The organism is Candidatus Hydrogenedentota bacterium, assembly GCA_012523015.1.
Lineage (GTDB): Bacteria > Hydrogenedentota > Hydrogenedentia > Hydrogenedentales > CAITNO01 > JAAYBJ01.
Genome location: JAAYJI010000235.1, coordinates 1 through 19,122, shown reverse-complemented (window position 1 = coordinate 19,122; position 19,122 = coordinate 1). Strand labels below are relative to the sequence as shown.

Below are 19,122 nucleotides of genomic sequence, written 5' to 3'. Positions count from 1 at the left end.
GATGATCAAGTTTCTTCTTAGGTTCTATCTCTTGACGCCGATTGATTGCAAGCCGACCCGTAGCAGTGGAACAATAGCGACCACGTACACTATTACGGCACAATTCACGGCCCATACTACTTTTATGGAATCCGAGTATCTGAGCTATTTGTCGGTTGCTCTTAAGTGTTACTAGTTTTATAGGGTCATCTCGTGTAAAATGGTGGTTGGATATTACGGACTCCTTCGGGTGTTTTGTTAGAACTATTGTACCGAAGATCTCTGTGATGTCCTCTGTTTTGGGATCGGTTGCATTTCAACCTTGAATCCGCCGAGGTATAAAATATTGATATCATCCCTGAAGATCGTTACAATTTAGTTAACTGTGGATTATTGAATTATATCTTCGTATCTAATTTCTAGGGTTTTTGTTCCCGTTCTGTAACACAGTTTTAAATACAGACAACATGAAAAATCCATGTGAAGGAGAACATAGGACATGAAAAATATAATAATCCCCCTCTTGGTGTGTGTGTTGCTTTTTGCCGGTGCAGGGTATGCGCAACCGGACAATGATCAGGACAACCAAGAACCCTCCATGGAACCGACGGATAGCCTCATTGATCCGGGACACTTGGACAGACCCGGCACATCAGAAGTGGAACCTGCAGGCGGCGATACGGTGATATTTAAAAAAGGTACCGAATTGCGAGGCGTGAAAGTGGTGCGTTATTCACCCATGTTCGTTGAAATTGAATATTTACCGGGCGAACCCTATTTGCAAATTCCATCCACCCAGGTGAAAGACGTTGTCTACGGCGAAAAAGAAGATCCTTCAAATGGGGGAGCAGGGAACGGTCACCAACTGGATGCCGATTTCCTTCCCGGCGAAGAAGTAAGCCCCGATTTCCATAATGCGCTGAATAAAGTCATCGCGACGGAACCGCTGGTCTATGAAGACCAAGACTACCTGGATGTCATTCAACAGTTGGCTGATAATTCCGAAATCAATGTCGATATCGAAGGGGAGTTGAAAGCGTTGCCCCAAGAAGACCGTAAATTCACCCATACCGTTGCCCCGGATACGACCTTGTTGGATTTCTTGCGTAAGGATCTGCTGGAAATAGCGCCGGAAGTACGTGTTGTGCTGCACTATGACCGCCTTGCTTTGCAAAAGCGCGCGAACAGCGCCGGTGCCGCACCGGCGGAAGCGATTCCCGAAGCAGAAACAGAGCCCGCTCTTTAAAATAGGCTTCCTATGGCGGCAGGCGTTTTGACATAGCGGTGAAGGTATAGCTGCCGTCATCCCGTCTCCCGTAGCCCCTGCCATGAATCGCAGAGAGAAGCCCTCCCGCGCCGTTATTGCACGGTTCCTTAGAGCTTGCTGCGGTAATGATCAATGATAACTGCCGCTACAATAATTGCCCCTGTCACCAGCCGCTTCAAAGGTTCCTGCGCGCCTATTTGGACAAGTCCGTTTTCCAAGACAGCAATAATGACCACACCGAAGAGGGTGTTGATGATTTTGCCCCGACCGCCCATGAGGCTCGTCCCGCCAATGACCACCGCGGCAATGGCTTGCAGTTCATAGCCGCTTCCCGCGTTGGGGTCAGCCGCCGTCAATCGTGCACAATGGATGACGGCAGCCAAAGAGGCCAATCCGCCGCAAAGCATGTAGACGAGCAATTTCACTTTTCCTACCGGAATGCCGGAGAGTCGGGCCGCTTCTTCATTGCCGCCTATAGCGTAGAGACTCCGTCCGAAAGGCGTATAAGCAAGTATGAATTGACCACAGGCCACCACGCCCATAGCGCAGAGAAACGGAAAAGAAAGCCCCAACAAACCAACATCATTGATCCACTCAATTTTAGCGCCAATGTAAAGGGTTTTGGAGCCGGTCAAGAGATAGGCGCCGCCCCGCGCAGCTTCCAGCATACCTAAAGTAACGATGAAAGCAGGCAGCTGCCAACGGATCACGAAAAAGCCATTCACTGCGCCGCAGGCTGCGCCGATGCCCAAACAAGCTAGGATGGCAAGGGGCAGTGACAGGTTCCAGCGGATCAATACCAATCCGAGCAACGCGCTGCCCAAGGCGAGTACGGAGCCGACGGAAAGATCGATACCTGCGATGATCAATACAAAGGTCATGCCGGTGGCGAGGATCACGGCATCGGGGATTTGATTGGCAATGGTTCGGAAGGTGTTCCACGTAAAAAAATACTCTGTGGAAAAAGCGAAGGTGCCGATTAACAGCAACAGCACTGCCGTAAGCCCGATATAATCGACCAAGGAACGGAGCAGATAGCGGCCGCCCATATTAATTCACCAATGTTTCTGCTGTTACCAGTTCCACGGGCGTTTCCTGATCTTCGGGGGTCCCTTCGGTTTCTATCAGTTGTAAAGCGGTCTCAATGCCATAGGCTGCGAGTTGATCGGCATGTTGCTCGACCGTAGCGAGTAAATCGCCTTTTTCCACCAGTTCCAAAGCAGCGGATATCGCATCAAAGCCGACAACATAAATGCTTCCCAATTTGCCGGCTGAACGCAGTGCCGCCAGTGCGCCCAGTGCCATATTGTCGTTGGCGCAAAGGAGTCCTTTCAATGTCGGTTGTTCCGTCAGCAACGCAGCAGTCACTTGATTGGCTTTTGCCATTTCCCAATCGCCCACTTGAGATGCGACGATGTTCATGCCTGCTGCTTCCATAGCATCACGGAAACCTTCCAGACGCTGTATCCCGTTAAAGGCAGAAGGAACTCCTTCAATGATGGCGACAGGATCGCCGGCCTGCAGCTTTTTGGCGAGGTATTCGCCGGCTAAGCGCGCTCCTTTACGATTATCAGGACCGACAAAAGGAATGTGAAGTCCCCGTTCCGCCAAAACATCGGCATCGAATTTGTTGTCGATATTGATCACAACAATACCCGCCGCCATGGCGCGTTGACAAACGGCGATCAAGGCTTTTGAATCGGCCGGCGCAATTACAATGGCATCCACATTGCGGCTCATCATTTGTTCGACCAACTGTATTTGGCGGTTCACATCCAACTCATCTTTTATGCCGTCAGCAAGTAATTCATAGCGATCGGGATCTGCAGCATGATGTTCTTTTGCGCCGTTCTCCATGGTAAGGAAGAATTCATTTGCCAATGATTTCATGACCAGCGCTATCCGTGGTTTTGCGGTTTTGTCCTTTTCCTGATCCGGAGAAGAAGGGGCTTGTTTGCCGCAGGCAGACAGCAACAATGTAATGAGCAGCAAGATCGATATGCGGATATGTTTGTTCATGGAGCCTCCATTTAATTCACTAATTACCAAAGTGCCGATACGCTTACCAGCATATCTTAAACTATCAGGAGAAATTAACCAACTCAATCCTAAATAAATTTGCTATTGATTAAAACACTTTGCTATACTGTGCCCTATCGTGACGGGCTTGACCCATCACGACCTCGCCTTAGTTGCGTCCCCATCGTCTAGTCTGGTCTAGGACACCGCCCTTTCACGGCGGCGACAGGGGTTCAAATCCCCTTGGGGACGCCATTTTTTTTCTTCCCTTCCATCGCCCTTTTCTAGGGCTCATGGTCTTTTTCTTTTTCCCGAAAAAAAACGTTATACTAAGATCATGATGTACCGTGTTTTTTCTATAGCCTCTAAACGGGTCTGTCCTCCCACGTACTATCTGCCCTTGATTATCCTTCTCGTGGCGGGTTTGGTATCCGGTACAGTCGCGTCCGTTACCGTTAAAGATCAGCTTTCTACACATATTATTTCTGCAACAGAAATGACTCTGTTGGCGGGCACTGTTGCCGATCCTCAGCGGTCTTCAGGGAGTACCCATCGCTGTGCGGCGAGGATTCCGCAAACAGGCATGGCGACAGCGGCGCTTTATACCTCAACTCATTCTCGTGTTTCAGCTTCTTATTGCTTCCGCAAACGCTCAGCCCTTGGCGCAGCCATCCACCTTATTCACTGTCAACTCATCATTTGATCCTTTCCACTATTTTCTTTCTTCATGGAATTGGAAAAACAAAGATGCCCAATGCTGTACAAACAGGCGACGATCTGTCTCTTGTCCAGTCTTTGGCGCTCAATTTTTGGAAAGGTCTTTATGATGACAAAAAAACAAGATACGTATTATTGCAGTACCTGCAAAAAACAAGTAAACTTTCATTATGAACCGGTGAATCATATGAAGATGGCGTTGCTGTCCCTCCTTACCCTTGGGTTGTGGGTACCCGTATGGATGGGATTAACTTTTGTTAAAGTCAAATATTGTGATGAATGCGATTATCCGCTTTCTGATGACTAAGCGACTCGCCTGACTGTTTTTTATTGTACTACCGGCTTCGGTTGAAGATCCTCAATCTTTCAATCGAAGCCTTAATTTTACCAAGATTTCAAAGAAATAAAAGAACTCTTTCAATGCACTTCGCCTCAATTTATTTGAAATACCCGTCGCGTCATTGCTATTCTCTGTTTAGCGGGGTAACACGATCCGGAAAGAAAGTTAAAAACCGGTTTAATAATCAGAAACAAGTGCCAAGCTGTATTGTGTCGGGGAGCTGTTGGTTGGGCAGTAATACATTATTTTTCAACTGATCTCAAAAGCGGGGAATGACACGATATGGTACGCAATATAAATAGTTTAAATCCCTGTGGTAATACCATAGGGTTGTTTTCCCTATCTTTTCTACGGCATTGATCCTTGAATGTCTTGAGTGAATAGCGACGATAGCGTAGCCTCATGTATCTTCATGCAATCCCATTGATTGTGACCTTTTATAATGCATAATAAAAAAATAAAAGAATTAAATAGCCACCCTATCCCCAGCTTGATCTGGCGTTATTTTTGGCCGTCTTTCGTCGGGATTATGGCGAATTCGCTCTACAATATTGTAGACCGTATTTTTATTGGACACGCTGTCGGCGCCGAGGCGTTGAGCGGCGTAACGGCAGTATTTCCTATCATGATTATCATGACCGCTTTCGGCATGTTAATCGGTGTGGGCGCAAGCACGCGGATTTCTTTGGCGCTCGGTTCCAACGAAAAAGAGAAAGCGCAACAAATTCTCGGTAATGCCTTGGTCCTCGTCATTTTGCTTTCCATTATGATGTCCGTTGTCGGATTTTTAATTAAAGGACCTATGCTCCGACTTTTTGGAGCAAGCGACGTAACCTCGAAATATGCCAATGAATATTTGAATTACATTTTGCTTGGCGCTTTTTTGCATCACCTAGGTTTTTCACTGAACGGCATTATACGCGCCGAAGGCAATGCGCGCGTTGCCATGTACAGCATGCTCATCAGCGCCGGAGTCAATATTCCTTTAGACGCGTTATTTATATTGCATTGGAAAATGGGTGTCCAAGGCGCAGCCATTGCCACGATTTTGTCCATGGCTGTTTTGTCCGTTTGGGTGTTGGTGCATTTTAATAGCAAGCGCTGTGTGGTTCCTCTGGAAAGGCGCTATATTAGAATCCAATGGAAAATCGTGGTCTCCATTATCTCCATTGGCGTTTCGCCTTTTCTGATGCAGGCAGCAAACAGCGTCGTACAAGGGCTGTTTAATATTAACCTCATCAAATTTGGCGGTGATTTAGCCGTTGGCGCCATGGGGATTATCAATAGTGTTGTGTTCTTGGTCATCATGAGCATTATCGCTTTAAACATGGCGACACAACCGATTATTGGCTACAACTATGGGGCGCGCAATTTTCTGCGTGTCAAAGAAAGCCTTAAAATTGCCTTGGCCGCCTCTACCCTCATTTCCATTATTTCATGGATATTCATTCAGGCTTTTCCCGAGCTGATTGTGAATGCCTTTGTAAGCGGCAGTCCGGAAATCTTATCCATAGGCGTCCATGGCATGCGCTTGTTTTTGCTTTTCTTGCCTATAGTAGGGTTCCAAGTCGTGGCAGGAAATTACTTTCAATCTGTGGGAAAAGCAGGCACTGCTATTTTTCTCACCCTCTTGCGGCAGGTAATCATATTGATTCCTGTGCTGCTGGTCCTTGCAAAAATGAAAGGCTTAGAAGGCGTTTGGCTTGCCGCTCCTCTGGCGGATAGCATTTCTGCCTTCATATGTGCCTTCATACTTATCCAAGAATGGAAACAAATCAGTCGGCGCTCCTTAGTAAAACTCGACTAAAGGACAACACCGCAGTCACGCTGATTTATCATGGGGTGGCGGGGGGATAGCGTCGTAACCCATCCAATCCAAGGGTCTCTCTATCACAAAAGCGGCGCAATCACAAGAATAAAAAAAAGCCTGCAACATTTTATAAACCTCTATGTTGCAGGCAAAGTCTACAGCAGTGTTTTTACGCTCAAGCGTATTAATTACGAAGGGTCACTATCAGACCGCATTGGGCGCGGGAATCTCAAAGCCCGGACGGTTCGAGTCTTTCAGCAGCGCATTCGCCTCGGCTGCGTGTTCTCCCACATGCAATTCTGTTTCAGGATCAAAAGTCAGCCAAGGTCCCACGACGTATTCATTGCCGTCTTCCGGCAAGCCTACGCCTTTGTGCATGATATCATGGATTTTTTCGAAATGCTCGTAGGCTTCCGGGATATCGCCGAATTGTCCCGATTTAAGGTTAAAGGGCGCTTTCACACCTAAGCGGTAGGAATTGTTAATCAGGTGTCCGAGCACGCAACTGTAATGGGAATTGGGCGCGTTGCCATTGGCCATGTTCGGATCGCCGGCGCGACAAGCGGCAACAAAGGCGCCCCAATTGCCGCCGGGGGTCACATTGCCGTCGGGAAGGTTAATTTCTTCGCCTTCATCGCTTCCTTTGGCATAGTATTTGTTGCGGATAATTTTGCCGCCGTCTTCAAAATAATATTCATTTTCAACCTGGTTCTCATAACCGTCGTAATTCACGTTGCGCACATTAAAGAACACATATTGTTCGTTGGGATATTGGGCAATGCCGAACATGGTATTGGGCGTTTCGCCTTGGTCATCCCATTGGAAGCGGCCGCCCAGTGCCATGGCACGGACAGGATGGGTTTGATCGGGAGCGATTGACCACCGTGCCATATCCAGTTGGTGGGTGCCTTGGTTGTTGAGTTCACCGTTTCCCGTGTTCCAAAACCAGTGCCAATTATAATGTACGTAGTTGCCGTGGTAGGCTTCCACTTGGGCCGGTCCGCGCCACAGATTCCAATCAAGATGACTAGGCGGATCGCTGATTTCTTTAAAGCCGATGCTGTTCCGTGTTTTGCAGGCATAGCCGTAGGCAATTTTTAGTTTCCCGAATTTGCCCGCATGAATAGCATCGTGAAGGCCGGCAATTTTCGGGTTACTTCTGCTTTGCGTACCGTGTTGAATGACCACGCCGTATTTCTTTTGCGCTTCCACAACGACACGCCCTTCCGCCACATCGTGACTCATGGGTTTTTCAACATAGACATGTTTTCCGGCTTGTGCCGCCCAAATAGTCATTAGAGAATGCCAATGGTTAGGCGTTGCAATGGAGAGGGCGTCCACCGTGGGATCCTCCAAGGCTTTACGCACGTCGGTCACGCCCTGAGGCTTATGTTTGTCCCCGGCTTTTTTCTCCAAGGCTTTTAAGGCACGGGACAAAACACGCTCATCGGGGTCAATGAGGTAGGCGATTTCGACATTATCCTGATCAAGCCATGCTCCAATATGGGTTTGACCACGTCCATTCAAACCGGCTACAGCGACACGCAGCCGATCGTTGGCGCCGATGACGCGTGCCGATGCTTTGCAACCCCAAAGCAGGAGTGAGGCTCCGGCGAAGGCGGTGGTGGAATGAATAAATTCACGACGGCTTAATAAAGACATAGTTCAATTCTCCTTTGATGGTTGATGATAGGGCAACATTGCACGGTCTTAGATATGATTTTACGATAAGCTTTTTTTATTATATAGGATTATGCTTCCATCAAAACAAGCGAAAGAACCAAATAAAAAACCCCGCATTTGCCGACTGGCTGATTAAAAGCATGGTGAACCTTTCCCTCAATAGGGGGGTGTCCTCACGACAGTCATCCGACTTCCTCTCGTGGAGGCTTGCCGTAGGCTGTTCAAATATCGAACTCCCGATTCACGATGAAAGGCCGCATGCCTTTGAACCAAATCGCACAATGCAGGGCGAAAAAACAAATATTTACACGCGGTAATCCGCTGTAGAGCCACGGGGCTCAAAGTTTATTTCGAACCGTTACCTTGATAGTACCACAGATTCTTGCAAAAAAGCTAGTTGAAAATGCGGATAATGCGGGGAAACCCGCGTACAGAATTGCTGCAAGAAGGGGACATGCCAGGCGGCAGAGGTCGAATTTTAAAGCCACGGATCGGTCTTGTTTAACAATAGAGGCAGGCGGTTAAGGCTTATCTGTTTTCGCTTCGACAAAGTCGCGAACCAGACGAAAGCCATAGGAATCGCTCCGCGCCCCGGGATCGGCTGAAGTGCGGGAGACAACCGTACACTGTCCTTGGTGCGTACTCCAAGAGCCGCCGCGAAGGGTCCGGTACATCCCGGTGAGCGGTCCGGTCGGATAATTGGTTTCTGCAAGGGACAAGGGATCTTCGCTATACCAGTCTTGCACCCATTCCCACACATTTCCAAGCGTGTCATAGAGTCCCCAAGGGTTAGGGCGTCTGCTCCCGACGGGATGGGTGTGTCCGTTACTAATCCCCGAATGCCACACATATTGATTCATGTTTTCACGCATATAGGATATGGATGAGCCAACTCGTGCGGCATATTCCCATTCTGCTTCGGTGGGCAATCGAAACCCGCCTTGCGGAATGGTACTATTCAAGCGTTTAATAAATTCCTGACAATCGTTCCAGCTTACGCTATCAACAGGCAGTTGCGGATCCTCTTGGAATTTGCTCGGATTATTTTGCATGACCTGTTGCCACTGTTGTTGGGTCACTTCGTATTTTCCGATCCAGAAACCGGCGGGAAGCCACACTTGTTTTCCGTTTTTCCAGCCTTTCTTTTTGTCTGTGCTTGTAGTGGATGCGCCAAAGTTGAAGTTTCCGTCCTCTATCCACAGCAATTCAATCGAAACACCGTTGCCCAGCGCTATACCGTCCGTTTTCGTGGTGTCGAAAAGGGCGGTTAGCATTTCTTTTTCTTCAGCCGTCGATTTTTCTTTTTCCTCATCCGTCGATGTTTCGGTTTCCGAATCAACGGCGTCTGCTTCCGCTTCTTTTTCCTCTGACTCTTTCTTCTCCGCCTTCTCTGTTTCTTTCCCTTTCTTTTTCTTGGAAGCTATTTTTGTGTCGTCCTTTTCCCCTTCCTTTTCGGAAGAGACAGACTCCTCTTTCTTTTCCATAGATGCCGCTTTAATTTCTGTTACAGCCTGATCATAGAAGGCTTGCGCATGTGTATAGAGCCGCGTTGACTTTTCGCCGTTTTTTTCTTCAGCGGCTTGTTTATACAGATCCTCGGCTTTTTCCCAAGTTTCCCGTGCTAGTTGCTCTGATTTCACGGTGTGCGCCAGCTTGCGCGCTTGCTCTGCTCCCTCCCGTGCCTGTTGTATGGTTACACCGCCGCCGCGCATAAAAGAATAGATCCCGCCTTTTCCCCAAGGGAGCTGCCAATCCATTTTCCAATAAAAAACTGTAAACAATAAAATGGCAGTGAGAAAGAGAATGCGCCATAAGGGGGAAGAAAAACGGCCTGTCCTATCTTGTTTACGCGATTGTTTGGTTGGCGCGGGTAATCCGTCTTCTTTGCCATCTTCCAAGAAACGGCCTTTTTGCCATTCCAACAGCATTTCGCTGGCGTCGTGGTAGCGGTTTCCGGGCGCCTTGCGCAGTGAGGTGATGATCACGCGGGACAGTCCAACGGGAAGGGTTGGATTGATGGTACGCGGGTTGGGCGGTCTGCTGTTGGCATGGGCATGAAGCACTTCTGTATAAGCCCCGGCAAAAGGCAGCTGCAAGGTGAAGGTTTCGAACATGGTAACCCCGAGACTGTACAAGTCGGAAGGGGGACCCGGTGTGCCGAAACGTTCCGGATCGATTTGTTCCGGTGACATATAGGCAGGCGTTCCCAGACCTGCGCCTTGGGTGAAGGTAAGCGCTGTCATGGCGGAGATCAAGCTGGCGTCTACCCGAATTCTGCCGATACCAAAGTCCATTAATTTTGCGTTCAGGGTATTTAGGTTGTTTCCCTGAATCATGATATTGCCCGGTTTGATATCGAGATGCAAGACCCCTTTGCCATGGGCATAATCCAGTGCTTTCATACACTGAGACGCGATTTCAAAAGCAACTGCAGGGCTGAGAATGAGGGGGAGGGATTCATCGCGTTCCCGATTCAAAGCGTCCCATCCGCCCGATTTATAAATCTGTGCCGTGCGGTAAATGATCTGGGCTAAGGTTTCGCCGGGCGCAAATTCCATGACCAACATGGTCTTGCCGTCCAGTACGAGCCGATCAATCAAGGATACAATATTGGGGTGTTGACCCAAGTGCGCCATCAATCGGCATTCATTTTCGAGACGTTTAATGATATCGGGGCGGGCGGCCCATTCTTCACGGAGTACTTTGATCGCCACCTTGCGTTTCAGATATTCATCGGAGGCTAAATACACATTACCCATGGCTCCACCGCCTAAAAGTGAAACCAGACGGTATCGATCACCAACAAGAATATTTTCATAATCCTGACCGAAAACATCTGACATAGTGGCTGTGCCTCCTTTAACTAACGAATGCATCAAAAAAAGATTTTTAGATCTCGGTTGCTCTATAGGCTTCTGCAAAGAGAAGCAATTTTGGAAGTCTGTGTGGCAATCTTAATTGCAACAAGGGGGACACGTCAAGCGACTCGACCCTTCTCTTTTCATTCAACTCAATAAGGAATAGTATAGCCCCTGGTTATATCTTTTCTGAAACCACTGATTGCGTGGACACACCTGCACGATAGAAACCTGATTGAATCCACTTGCACGACGCGCGGGCTGCAGTGCCCACAAAACGTCGTTGGAGATGAATCTATGAATCCAGAAATACGGGCCCTTATAGGGGATGAAGCACACTTCTGAGCTGGGCAATGGGCTCTCATCTGATTTTCTTTCAGTCGGTGTAAGCTGTTTTTCAAAAGAGATACTTTAAAAAAAGCGGCGTATTTTGTTGTATGATTGCCTTTGGCTGCAGCAAGGATATATGATGAATTCCAATGAAAATCTCCTATGACAAATGCTGATGGCAAGAGCAGCCAATAGGAGTTTGTGTTGGGAAGGCTCCTCTTAACGAAGGAATTGTGTTATGCGGATTTTGGTCATGGGCGCAGGTGCGTTGGGATCGGTAGCCGGCGGGTTTTTGGCCCGTGCCGGTCATGAAGTTCATCTCGTTGGGCGGCAGCCCCATATGGATGCCATTAAAAAGAATGGATTGGTTATTGAAGGTATCTGGGGAACCCATCACATTCGCATGCTTACATGCGCTGATTTTGTCGAAGCATTACCAAAGACCTGCTACGACTATATTCTGGTATCGGTAAAATCCTACGACACGGCACAGACCGCATCGTTGCTTCTTCCGGTACTCTCCGAAAAGACGTGGGTATGCTCTTACCAAAATGGCTTGGGAAATGCTGAATTGCTGGCAAAAGAACTGGGATGGAAACATGTCTTGGGGGCGCGCGTTATTTTCGGTGCTCGTATGGTCGAAGCGGGCCGGGTAGAGGTGACGGTCATCGCTGCGCCCACCGCCGTAGGCGGCTATGGCGCGCCGCAGGCTGATGCGGCAGCCCGGGCACTTGCCACAGCCATGGACGAAGCCGGCTTGCCTTCCCTCGCAACGGACCGAATCGAAACGATCCTGTGGAGCAAGGTCGCCTATAACTGTGCCTTGAATCCCTTGTCTGCCCTCTTCAACGTTCCCTATGGCGCCTTAGCAGAAAATGCGGATACTCGTGAGGCAATGGATCAGATTATTCACGAAATTTACGCAGTGGCAGCGGCGAAACAAGTGGTCATGGATCCGGATAGCCCCGAGGCATTTTTAACGTTGTTCTACACGAAAATGGTACCGCCCACGGCGGCTCATTATGCCAGTATGCGCGAAGATTTACATAAAGGCCGTCGTACTGAAATAGACGCACTCAACGGCGCTATCGTGCAATTTGGGAAGTCTCATAATCTTGCCTGTCCGGCAAATTCATTGCTGACACTTCTTATTCACAGTCGCGAGAAAAACTTTTTCAAGGCTGAGTGATGGTATAGGCAGTTTAGGCCCAAGCGATGAGTCCCATTTCATGCTGATGCCTAAAATCTTCATGTTTAGGCATGACTCTGACCGTGCATCCGGACATGCCGGTGGTTTCGCAGGCTGCGGTGCCTTTGTATCGGTAGTTGCCATTTCCTAAGTCTTCAACACAGGTCATAGCCGCCGCTTCCGGCGAGGTGAAATTCCCTTGGTAGTCTATTCCGCCATGGTAAATCTGTACTAATACGTCATCACAGCGAATATCGCCCAAATGTATTTGGGCGGTAATTTCGAGGGTATCACCGTAGCGCAGGTTTTGGACAGAACTGCTTTCGATCTGCTGAATAGTAACGGTAGACCATTTGTTGCGTATATCTCTTTTCCATGCGGTAAATTTGTGGATACGGGCGCGGTCATTTTGCTGCATATGTTGGCTGTGCTGTTGACAGGGCACATAGAACCGGTCGCCATATTCCAATACCATACGGCTGGTATTGAAGACGGGCGCAATGGTGCGAATGGCGTTTTTCATCCGTGCCACCCATTCCCGGGGCAGCCCTTCTTTGCCGCGATTGTAGAACATAGGAATGATTTCTTGTTCTAGGATTTCATAGAGGGCTTGGCTTTCAATATCGTCTTGTTCGGCAACGTCATCATAGGACTCACCCTTGCCGATACTCCAGCCGTTTTCACCTAAGTCTTCCGCTTCACACCACCATCCGTCAGGGATGCTGATATTTAATGCGCCGTTAGCGGCGGCTTTCATGCCGCTGGTGCCGCTTGCTTCCATAGGCCGGCGCGGCGTGTTAAGCCAGCAATCCACGCCTTGCAGCATATAGCGCGATACGTTGATGTCATAATCTTCAATAAAAACGACATGTCTTCGCAGTTCGGGATCTCGGGCAAAATGGAGAATTTGCCTGATGAATTCCTTGGATTGCGTATCTTGGGGATGGGCTTTCCCCGCAATGATCAGCTGTACCGGCATGGCGGGGTTCAGCAGTATTTTCCGCAATCGGTCGGGATCTTTGAAGAGCAGGGTCGCTCGTTTATAAGTAGCGAAACGGCGCGCAAAGCCAATGGTCAATGTTTCACCGTCCAATAATTCCCGCGCTTTGCGTACCTCTGTGGAGGGGGCGCTGCGATTAATTAATTGTTCTTCAACACGCCGCCGTGCAAAACTGATTAAGCGCTGGGTGCAGCGTTCATGAACACGGAATAGTTCCGTGTCGGGCACGGAGTCAATGCGATCCCACACGTTCTGGTCATGAGGTGTGGCGACCCAGTCCGGACCCAGATAACGGTCAAAGAGGTTGGCGAGATCTTTGGATACCCAAGTCGGCAGATGGACACCGTTGGTGACTGAGGTGATGGGCAGTTCACTTTCCGGCACATTCTTCCACACATTGATCCACATATTGCGGGCAACGGCACCGTGCAATTTGCTCACACCATTGGCGGCGGCAGACAGTTTCAGCGCCAATACGGTCATACAAAAGGGCTCTCGTGAATTGCCGGGATCTTGACGACCCAACCACAGCAAATCATCAATGGATATCCCTAAGGCATCACAATATTCTTGGAAATAAATTTTTATAAGCACGGCATCGAACATGTCATTGCCGGCAGGCACGGGAGTGTGTGTGGTGAAGACACTGCTGATCCGTACGATTTCGGCAGCTTCCCAAAAGTTGATGCCCTCTTGATCGATAAGATCGTGAATACGCTGCAGGGTCATGAAGGCGGCGTGCCCTTCATTGATATGGTACACGGTGGGCTCCAGCCCTAATGCCTTGAGGGCAATAACGCCGCCCATACCGAGCATAATTTCTTGCTTGATACGTGTTTCGCGATCACCGCCATAAAGCTGGGCTGTAATATTTCTGTCGGGCACGGCGTTTTCTTCGTGGTCGCAATCAAGAAGATATAAAGATACGCGGCCCACTTGACAGCACCAGATATAAGCTTTTACTTTGCGCCCGGGGAAAGGTACTTCTATGACGAGGGGTGAACCGTTTTCGTTCCTTTCTTGGGTGATCGACATGTTATGAAAATCATTTTTGGGATACAGTTCCTGCTGCCAACCATCTTCGTTCAGATACTGACGGAAATAGCCTTCGCGATAGAGCAAGCCCATCCCAACTAAGGGCATGCCCAGATCACTTGCGGCTTTTAAATGATCGCCGGCAAGGATGCCGAGACCGCCCGAATAGACTTTGATAGATTCATGGAGTCCAAACTCTGCGGAAAAATAGGCGACGAGGAAATCTTTAGAAACCTTTTCGTGTATGGAGCGCCAAACACCGTTGCCCCTATAAACCTTAAGCATGGAGGAGACGCGATCCAGATGAGCCAAGAAACTGGCGCTGCCCGCAAGTTCTTCCAGTCGGGCTTGACTGACCTCTCCCAGAAGTCTGACCGGATTATGTTCGACCCGTGTCCAGAGTTCCCGATCAATACGGAAAAAAAGATCTACAGCCTCGGGGGTCCAGCACCACCACATGTTATAGGCAATGTCTTCGAGATCCTTTAAGCGTTCCGGAAGTTTCGGCGTTACGGTATATTTCAGAATTTGGGGCATAGTATCGCATCCTTTATCTAAGTTGGGGGAATCCCTTCATCTAGTGCTAACACATTTCCCGCTTACTTCTATTTCAGGTGAAAAATAAGGCTCGTTGAAAGCGTCTTGTATAGCCCGGGAAAACTGCACGGATGCAGTGGTGAAACACAAAATAATGTGTCGATTTTGAGATATGTCATCTCTTGGGAAAGTGAAGCTACGACTTACACAGACTATTGTCCCACAAAGGGGGAAGATTTACAAATTTTATAGGGAGATCACGGGGCTGAGCAGTCTATTGCCGCAAAAGAGGGGGCACTTCGGCCGCGGCATAACGACGGGTAGGAAGGGACTGCAAGATCCCGGATGATTCTGCGCCGAAGCCGGGTTTCTTCTTCCTGGACAGTTCATGAGAAGGTGGCGTATCCGTGTCTTTTGGTGGATAAAGCACACCCGAAAAAAAAGCCCTTGTCCCCATCTTAAACAAGGGCGCCACTGATGTGAGGTGTAATCGTTTTTACTTAGATCAGAAACTCGTTCTTTTTCTGAATACGGAAATCATACCATGCCCGCCAGATGGTATACATAAAATCCCGAAAAGCTTCCGCACGCGGGGTGGAAATAGCGTTAATGTGCTTCATGAATGTCCTCCGTCCTGCTTAAATCAAAGCGGTCAAGAATATTTCTTTGCATCCCGATAACCATACCAAGCACGCCATAGGTCATTAAAGAAAGCCGTAAAGGCATCTGCACGCCGGGCTGTGATCTTTTTGACATGTTTCATTCGATGACGCTCCCATAATTATTATGACTTTAACACCCTCTATTTATAGCATATTCTATTGACAAAATCAACAAATATGCAATAATTTAAGAGTCGCTATCCGATGGCGGAGTGGGGCCGGGGCCGACCGGATTCCTGGGGTTTTTATTTTGAAACAACGGAACCGACGCCTGCAATATAGAAATGATGAAGGTAATCTTCACTTCAGGGGCTAGAGAATAGCTCAATGCAGGCTTTTTCGAAATTGAACGTAGATGTCGCATAGGTCGTCCTAAATCGTTATTGGTTATGGCTTAGAATTCTCCCTGAGATTCCGGATTATTGTCGATTCCTGTTTTCCAAAGAATAAGTGGACCTACCAGAGGGACAATAAAATCTGTCAAGAAAGACAATACAAAGCAGTATCTCGCTTGGGTGACTGATACGATATTGTCGCAAAGCCCTTCGGCATATTGCGGCGTTTTGCCGATCGTACGAATATGTTTCATGGATTTTCTCCTTGTGCATCAGGAAACACTACCGGTGCACGGTTTCGCTTTCTGCGAATCAATATAGTATTAATCTTTTGTGGTAACACCTTTATCTTACTATATACCTCAAGAGAGGATAAAGTTGCCCGTCTTGTGAAAGATCTGTAAAACTAACCTTCGGAATCACCTGACGGGAACTCAGCATTCGGCAAAAGGATTTCTTTGTCTTTAAATAGGGAAGATAAGATAATAATGATCTGTCCTGCCAAGCTGATATAGGTGCCAACATTCGCAGCCGCTTTTTGAACGGGACAGCATAATGAACGGATGTGCTTCATGTTAAAACGTCCTTATAAATACTATTGTGTTGATCCTTTCGCCCATCTTGATGCGAATGACGGATCTTCTGTGCGACGCGTCTGGCTCGTGCAGTTAAGCGCGCTGCACACGATTTTGTTTCAGAACGTAAAATCTCCATGAGAGATCTATAGCAACAGCTACGCTATTATCGTCATAGTATCATGTACCCGTGCGCAAGAACAAGCCTTGTTGCCTTTAAATACAATCCGGGGGCGCGAAAGTTACTGCGCCTTTTCCCGGTGACCCTATGGTTTAGTAGTCAAAATTTTATTTAAAGCGCCATGATAAAAATAAAGTTGCACTTGCCAAAATCAATCAGCGAAGCTTGCAGTACACGGTTTTTTTATTGCGGACAAGCTAAACATTCTCAGTCTGTCGGCTATGGCGGGGTTGATTTGTTTTTTAAGCGGTCTTAAGGAAGCGCCCGATGGCGTGTTATTTCATGTCTGATAGTTGCGAATTCCTCACATCTTATGTTAAAGTGTACATTCCCCCGTTAAGAAAGATATGTCAACAACAGTGTACTCTTATGGTCTTGTTGTTTCGTTAATAACCCCCCCATATTTCGAATTGTGGAGACTTTTTTATGCAGGATTGGATGCGTAAACACAGACGTTTCATCATGTTCTTTGTTCTGATTTTTATTGGTGTGCCCTTCGTATTTATGTTTGGCTCACCTTCCGGCTGCGACCGGCGCCAGCAAGCGGGCGGGCATCAAAACATCGAGGCGCGCAGTGTTGCGCAAGTCGGTGGAGTGCCGATCCTCGAATCAGAGTATCGACGTGCCTTAGACCGGGCTTTAGCGCCGCGCCGTCAACAAGGCGGTGAATCCGTAAGCTATCGGGATTTGGATCAAGATGGCACAGCGCAGCTGGTCATGGACGGATTGATTGACCAAGCTTTGCTGCGCTTGGTCGAGGGACAGCGCCGCTTTAAAGTGGATCGTGAATTGATGAGCGCAGAAATGCAAAAGTGGGATATGTTTCAAACCGAAGATGGTGAATTTAACCATGAGGCGTGGAACGAATGGGTAGGCAGCGTAGCCCGTTGGAATGAGATCTTCGACAGCGTGGGCGCTGCAATGACGCAGCAGGTTTATCTAAATACGGTTGCCGCTCCTGCGCGCCGGATACTGAGCAGCGAAGTCAACGATGAACTGAAAGCGGATCATGTAAAGATGCGCGTCAAGTATATGAAACTTGAACCTGCCGTCCATCCGACGGAAGAGGCGCTGCGCAGCCACTACGATGAAAATCCGGATGCCTACCGCTTACCCGAAAAAGTTAAACTTGAAATGATGCTCGTATCCTTGAGTCCGACCATGCCGGAACTTGCCCCTGAGTTGGTGGAGCGGGCGCGCAATAATGAAGACTTTGCGCAGCTGGCAACAGAATATTCCAGCTTGGCAGAGCCCGTAGGCGGTGAGCTGGGCTGGCGCACCTTGGGCGATTTTACCGATGAACATCTTAAACCTCTCTTTGCATTGAAGCCGGGCGAAGTCTCTGATCCTATTTTGGGGCCTGCCGCCTATTTCATCTACAAGAATGAAGAGGAAAGGGTCAATGAAGAAACCGGCGAACGGGAAGTCTTTGGCCGCCAAATCGTTTTGAATGCTACCTTAACGGCTGAAGAGAGAATGGAAAGGGAAGCCCGGGCTGACGCCTTGTTGGATCGTCTGCAAGGAGGTGAAGACGCCGCCGCCATTGCCGAAGAAGAGGGCTTGACTCTGGAACAAACCAACTTCTTCGACAGAACTACGGAGCAAATTGATTATGTTGATGACAGTGATGTTCCCGGCTTCAGGGCACAGGGTGTGACTGCAACTGACGACGAATGGAAACAGATCCGAACTCGGACTATCCTGTATCTGGTTCATGCTGTGGATCGTGAAGAAGGCGCATTGCCTCCCTTTGAAGAAGTACGTGATGATGCAGTGGATAAAGTGATTGCTGCAGAAAAGGTCACGGAAGAGTATAGAGAACAGGTTCGAGTTTTAGCGGATCAAATTAAAGAGCAAGCCGGTTCCTTAGAAGAAGCCAAAACGAAATTCCCTGAACTTGACGCCCCCATTTTGGAAATTGATGAAGGATTTACGCGCAAAGATTCCCTGTTCCAACATCAAATTTATGTGCAGGCATCGCAAGTGTATGAGTCCTTAAAAGATGTTGCGCCGGGAACGCTCGTGGGGCCTGTGACCGGTATGCTGCAAGACACGTGGTTTTTTGAATTGATCGATCGTGTGGAGCCCTCTGAAGAAGAATTGGCAGCCCTCGATGAAGAACGGGAAGACATCGAAAAGCGTATCAAACAGATGAGTGAACTTGAACTGTTTGCCGACTTTACAAAAGATATGCGGGAACGCATGTTGGCGAAGGTTGTCTATACACAAGACACGGAGCTGCTCGACGCTATTTTAGGCAGAAACGAAGAAGAAGATGAAGGCGAAGCCAATGATCTTCTTGAAGACGAAAGTATAGCGATTGACTTAGACAGCGCCGAGGAAGACGCTGCTCCTGCGGAAACAGCAGAAACCGAAGAAGAAGCTGAAGAAATAGAAGTCGCTGAGATCGAAACCGAAGCTTCAGCAGATTCATCCGAAGAACCGGCATCTCAGGAAGAGGCTGCCGAATAAGGACGTACTCAATCAGGTACTTGTTGTTCGCCCGTATTATAGGGTGCCGATGATGAAATGTGATACAACAGAGTGATTGCCTTCCTTCGGCAAGAAAGACGCTGCTCATCAACCCAGGTAGGCTGCAGATTCT

General features: G+C 48.4%; 13 protein-coding genes and 1 tRNA gene. 7 read left to right on the top strand and 7 right to left on the bottom strand.

The features are described 5' to 3' along the window. Nucleotides 1-478: 478 nt before the first annotated feature. Nucleotides 479-1,225: a hypothetical protein gene (locus GX117_10045; GenBank protein NLO33677.1), complete on the top strand. Its 747-nt coding sequence runs from the start codon at nt 479-481 to the stop codon at nt 1,223-1,225. A gap of 128 nt (nt 1,226-1,353) precedes the next feature. Here the strand turns inward: GX117_10045 and GX117_10040 are convergent, their stop codons facing one another. After that, nucleotides 1,354-2,295: an ABC transporter permease gene (locus GX117_10040; GenBank protein ID NLO33676.1), complete on the bottom strand. Its 942-nt coding sequence runs from the start codon at nt 2,293-2,295 to the stop codon at nt 1,354-1,356. A gap of 1 nt (nt 2,296) precedes the next feature. Next, complete coding sequence (locus tag GX117_10035; GenBank protein ID NLO33675.1) at nt 2,297-3,265, bottom strand: sugar ABC transporter substrate-binding protein; 969 nt, start codon at nt 3,263-3,265, stop codon at nt 2,297-2,299. Nucleotides 3,266-3,442: 177 nt separating this feature from the next. Here GX117_10035 and GX117_10030 point away from each other — a divergent pair. The 4 genes from GX117_10030 to GX117_10015 all read left to right on the top strand — a co-directional run bounded on the left by GX117_10030 (nt 3,443) and on the right by GX117_10015 (nt 6,129). Beyond that, a tRNA-Glu gene (locus tag GX117_10030) sits at nt 3,443-3,520 on the top strand. A gap of 82 nt (nt 3,521-3,602) precedes the next feature. Next, nucleotides 3,603-3,968, top strand: a complete 366-nt coding sequence (locus tag GX117_10025; protein ID NLO33674.1) for a hypothetical protein — start codon at nt 3,603-3,605, stop codon at nt 3,966-3,968. A 120-nt stretch (nt 3,969-4,088) separates the two neighbouring features. After that, nucleotides 4,089-4,289: a hypothetical protein gene (locus tag GX117_10020; protein NLO33673.1), complete on the top strand. Its 201-nt coding sequence runs from the start codon at nt 4,089-4,091 to the stop codon at nt 4,287-4,289. A 475-nt stretch (nt 4,290-4,764) separates the two neighbouring features. After that, nucleotides 4,765-6,129 carry an MATE family efflux transporter gene (locus GX117_10015; GenBank protein NLO33672.1) on the top strand — a complete coding sequence of 455 codons (1,365 nt, stop codon included), beginning with the start codon at nt 4,765-4,767 and terminating at the stop codon, nt 6,127-6,129. 207 nt (nt 6,130-6,336) lie between these two features. Here the strand turns inward: GX117_10015 and GX117_10010 are convergent, their stop codons facing one another. Together GX117_10010 and GX117_10005 are read right to left on the bottom strand one after the other, a co-directional pair. Then, on the bottom strand, nt 6,337-7,794 hold the full coding sequence (locus tag GX117_10010) for a Gfo/Idh/MocA family oxidoreductase (GenBank protein NLO33671.1): 1,458 nt from the start codon (nt 7,792-7,794) through the stop codon (nt 6,337-6,339). Between the two features lie 542 nt (nt 7,795-8,336). Then, entirely contained in the window at nt 8,337-10,658 is a 2,322-nt protein-coding gene (locus tag GX117_10005; GenBank protein NLO33670.1) for an SUMF1/EgtB/PvdO family nonheme iron enzyme, read from the bottom strand. 583 nt (nt 10,659-11,241) lie between these two features. On the opposite strand from GX117_10005, the gene GX117_10000 reads away from it, so the two are divergent. Beyond that, entirely contained in the window at nt 11,242-12,192 is a 951-nt protein-coding gene (locus GX117_10000; protein ID NLO33669.1) for a ketopantoate reductase family protein, read from the top strand. Between the two features lie 13 nt (nt 12,193-12,205). Here GX117_10000 and GX117_09995 read toward each other — a convergent pair whose 3' ends face one another. The 3 genes from GX117_09995 to GX117_09985 form a co-directional block, all read right to left on the bottom strand. Next, nucleotides 12,206-14,764 carry a glycosyltransferase family 1 protein gene (locus GX117_09995; protein ID NLO33668.1) on the bottom strand — a complete coding sequence of 853 codons (2,559 nt, stop codon included), beginning with the start codon at nt 14,762-14,764 and terminating at the stop codon, nt 12,206-12,208. 1,056 nt (nt 14,765-15,820) lie between these two features. Further along, nucleotides 15,821-16,015 (bottom strand): hypothetical protein, encoded by a 195-nt coding sequence (locus tag GX117_09990; protein NLO33667.1) that lies wholly within the window; start codon nt 16,013-16,015, stop codon nt 15,821-15,823. A 152-nt stretch (nt 16,016-16,167) separates the two neighbouring features. Further along, complete coding sequence (locus GX117_09985) at nt 16,168-16,335, bottom strand: hypothetical protein (protein ID NLO33666.1); 168 nt, start codon at nt 16,333-16,335, stop codon at nt 16,168-16,170. Between the two features lie 620 nt (nt 16,336-16,955). Between GX117_09985 and GX117_09980 the strand changes: the two genes are divergently transcribed. Then, entirely contained in the window at nt 16,956-18,989 is a 2,034-nt protein-coding gene (locus GX117_09980) for a hypothetical protein (protein NLO33665.1), read from the top strand. Nucleotides 18,990-19,122 lie beyond the last annotated feature (133 nt).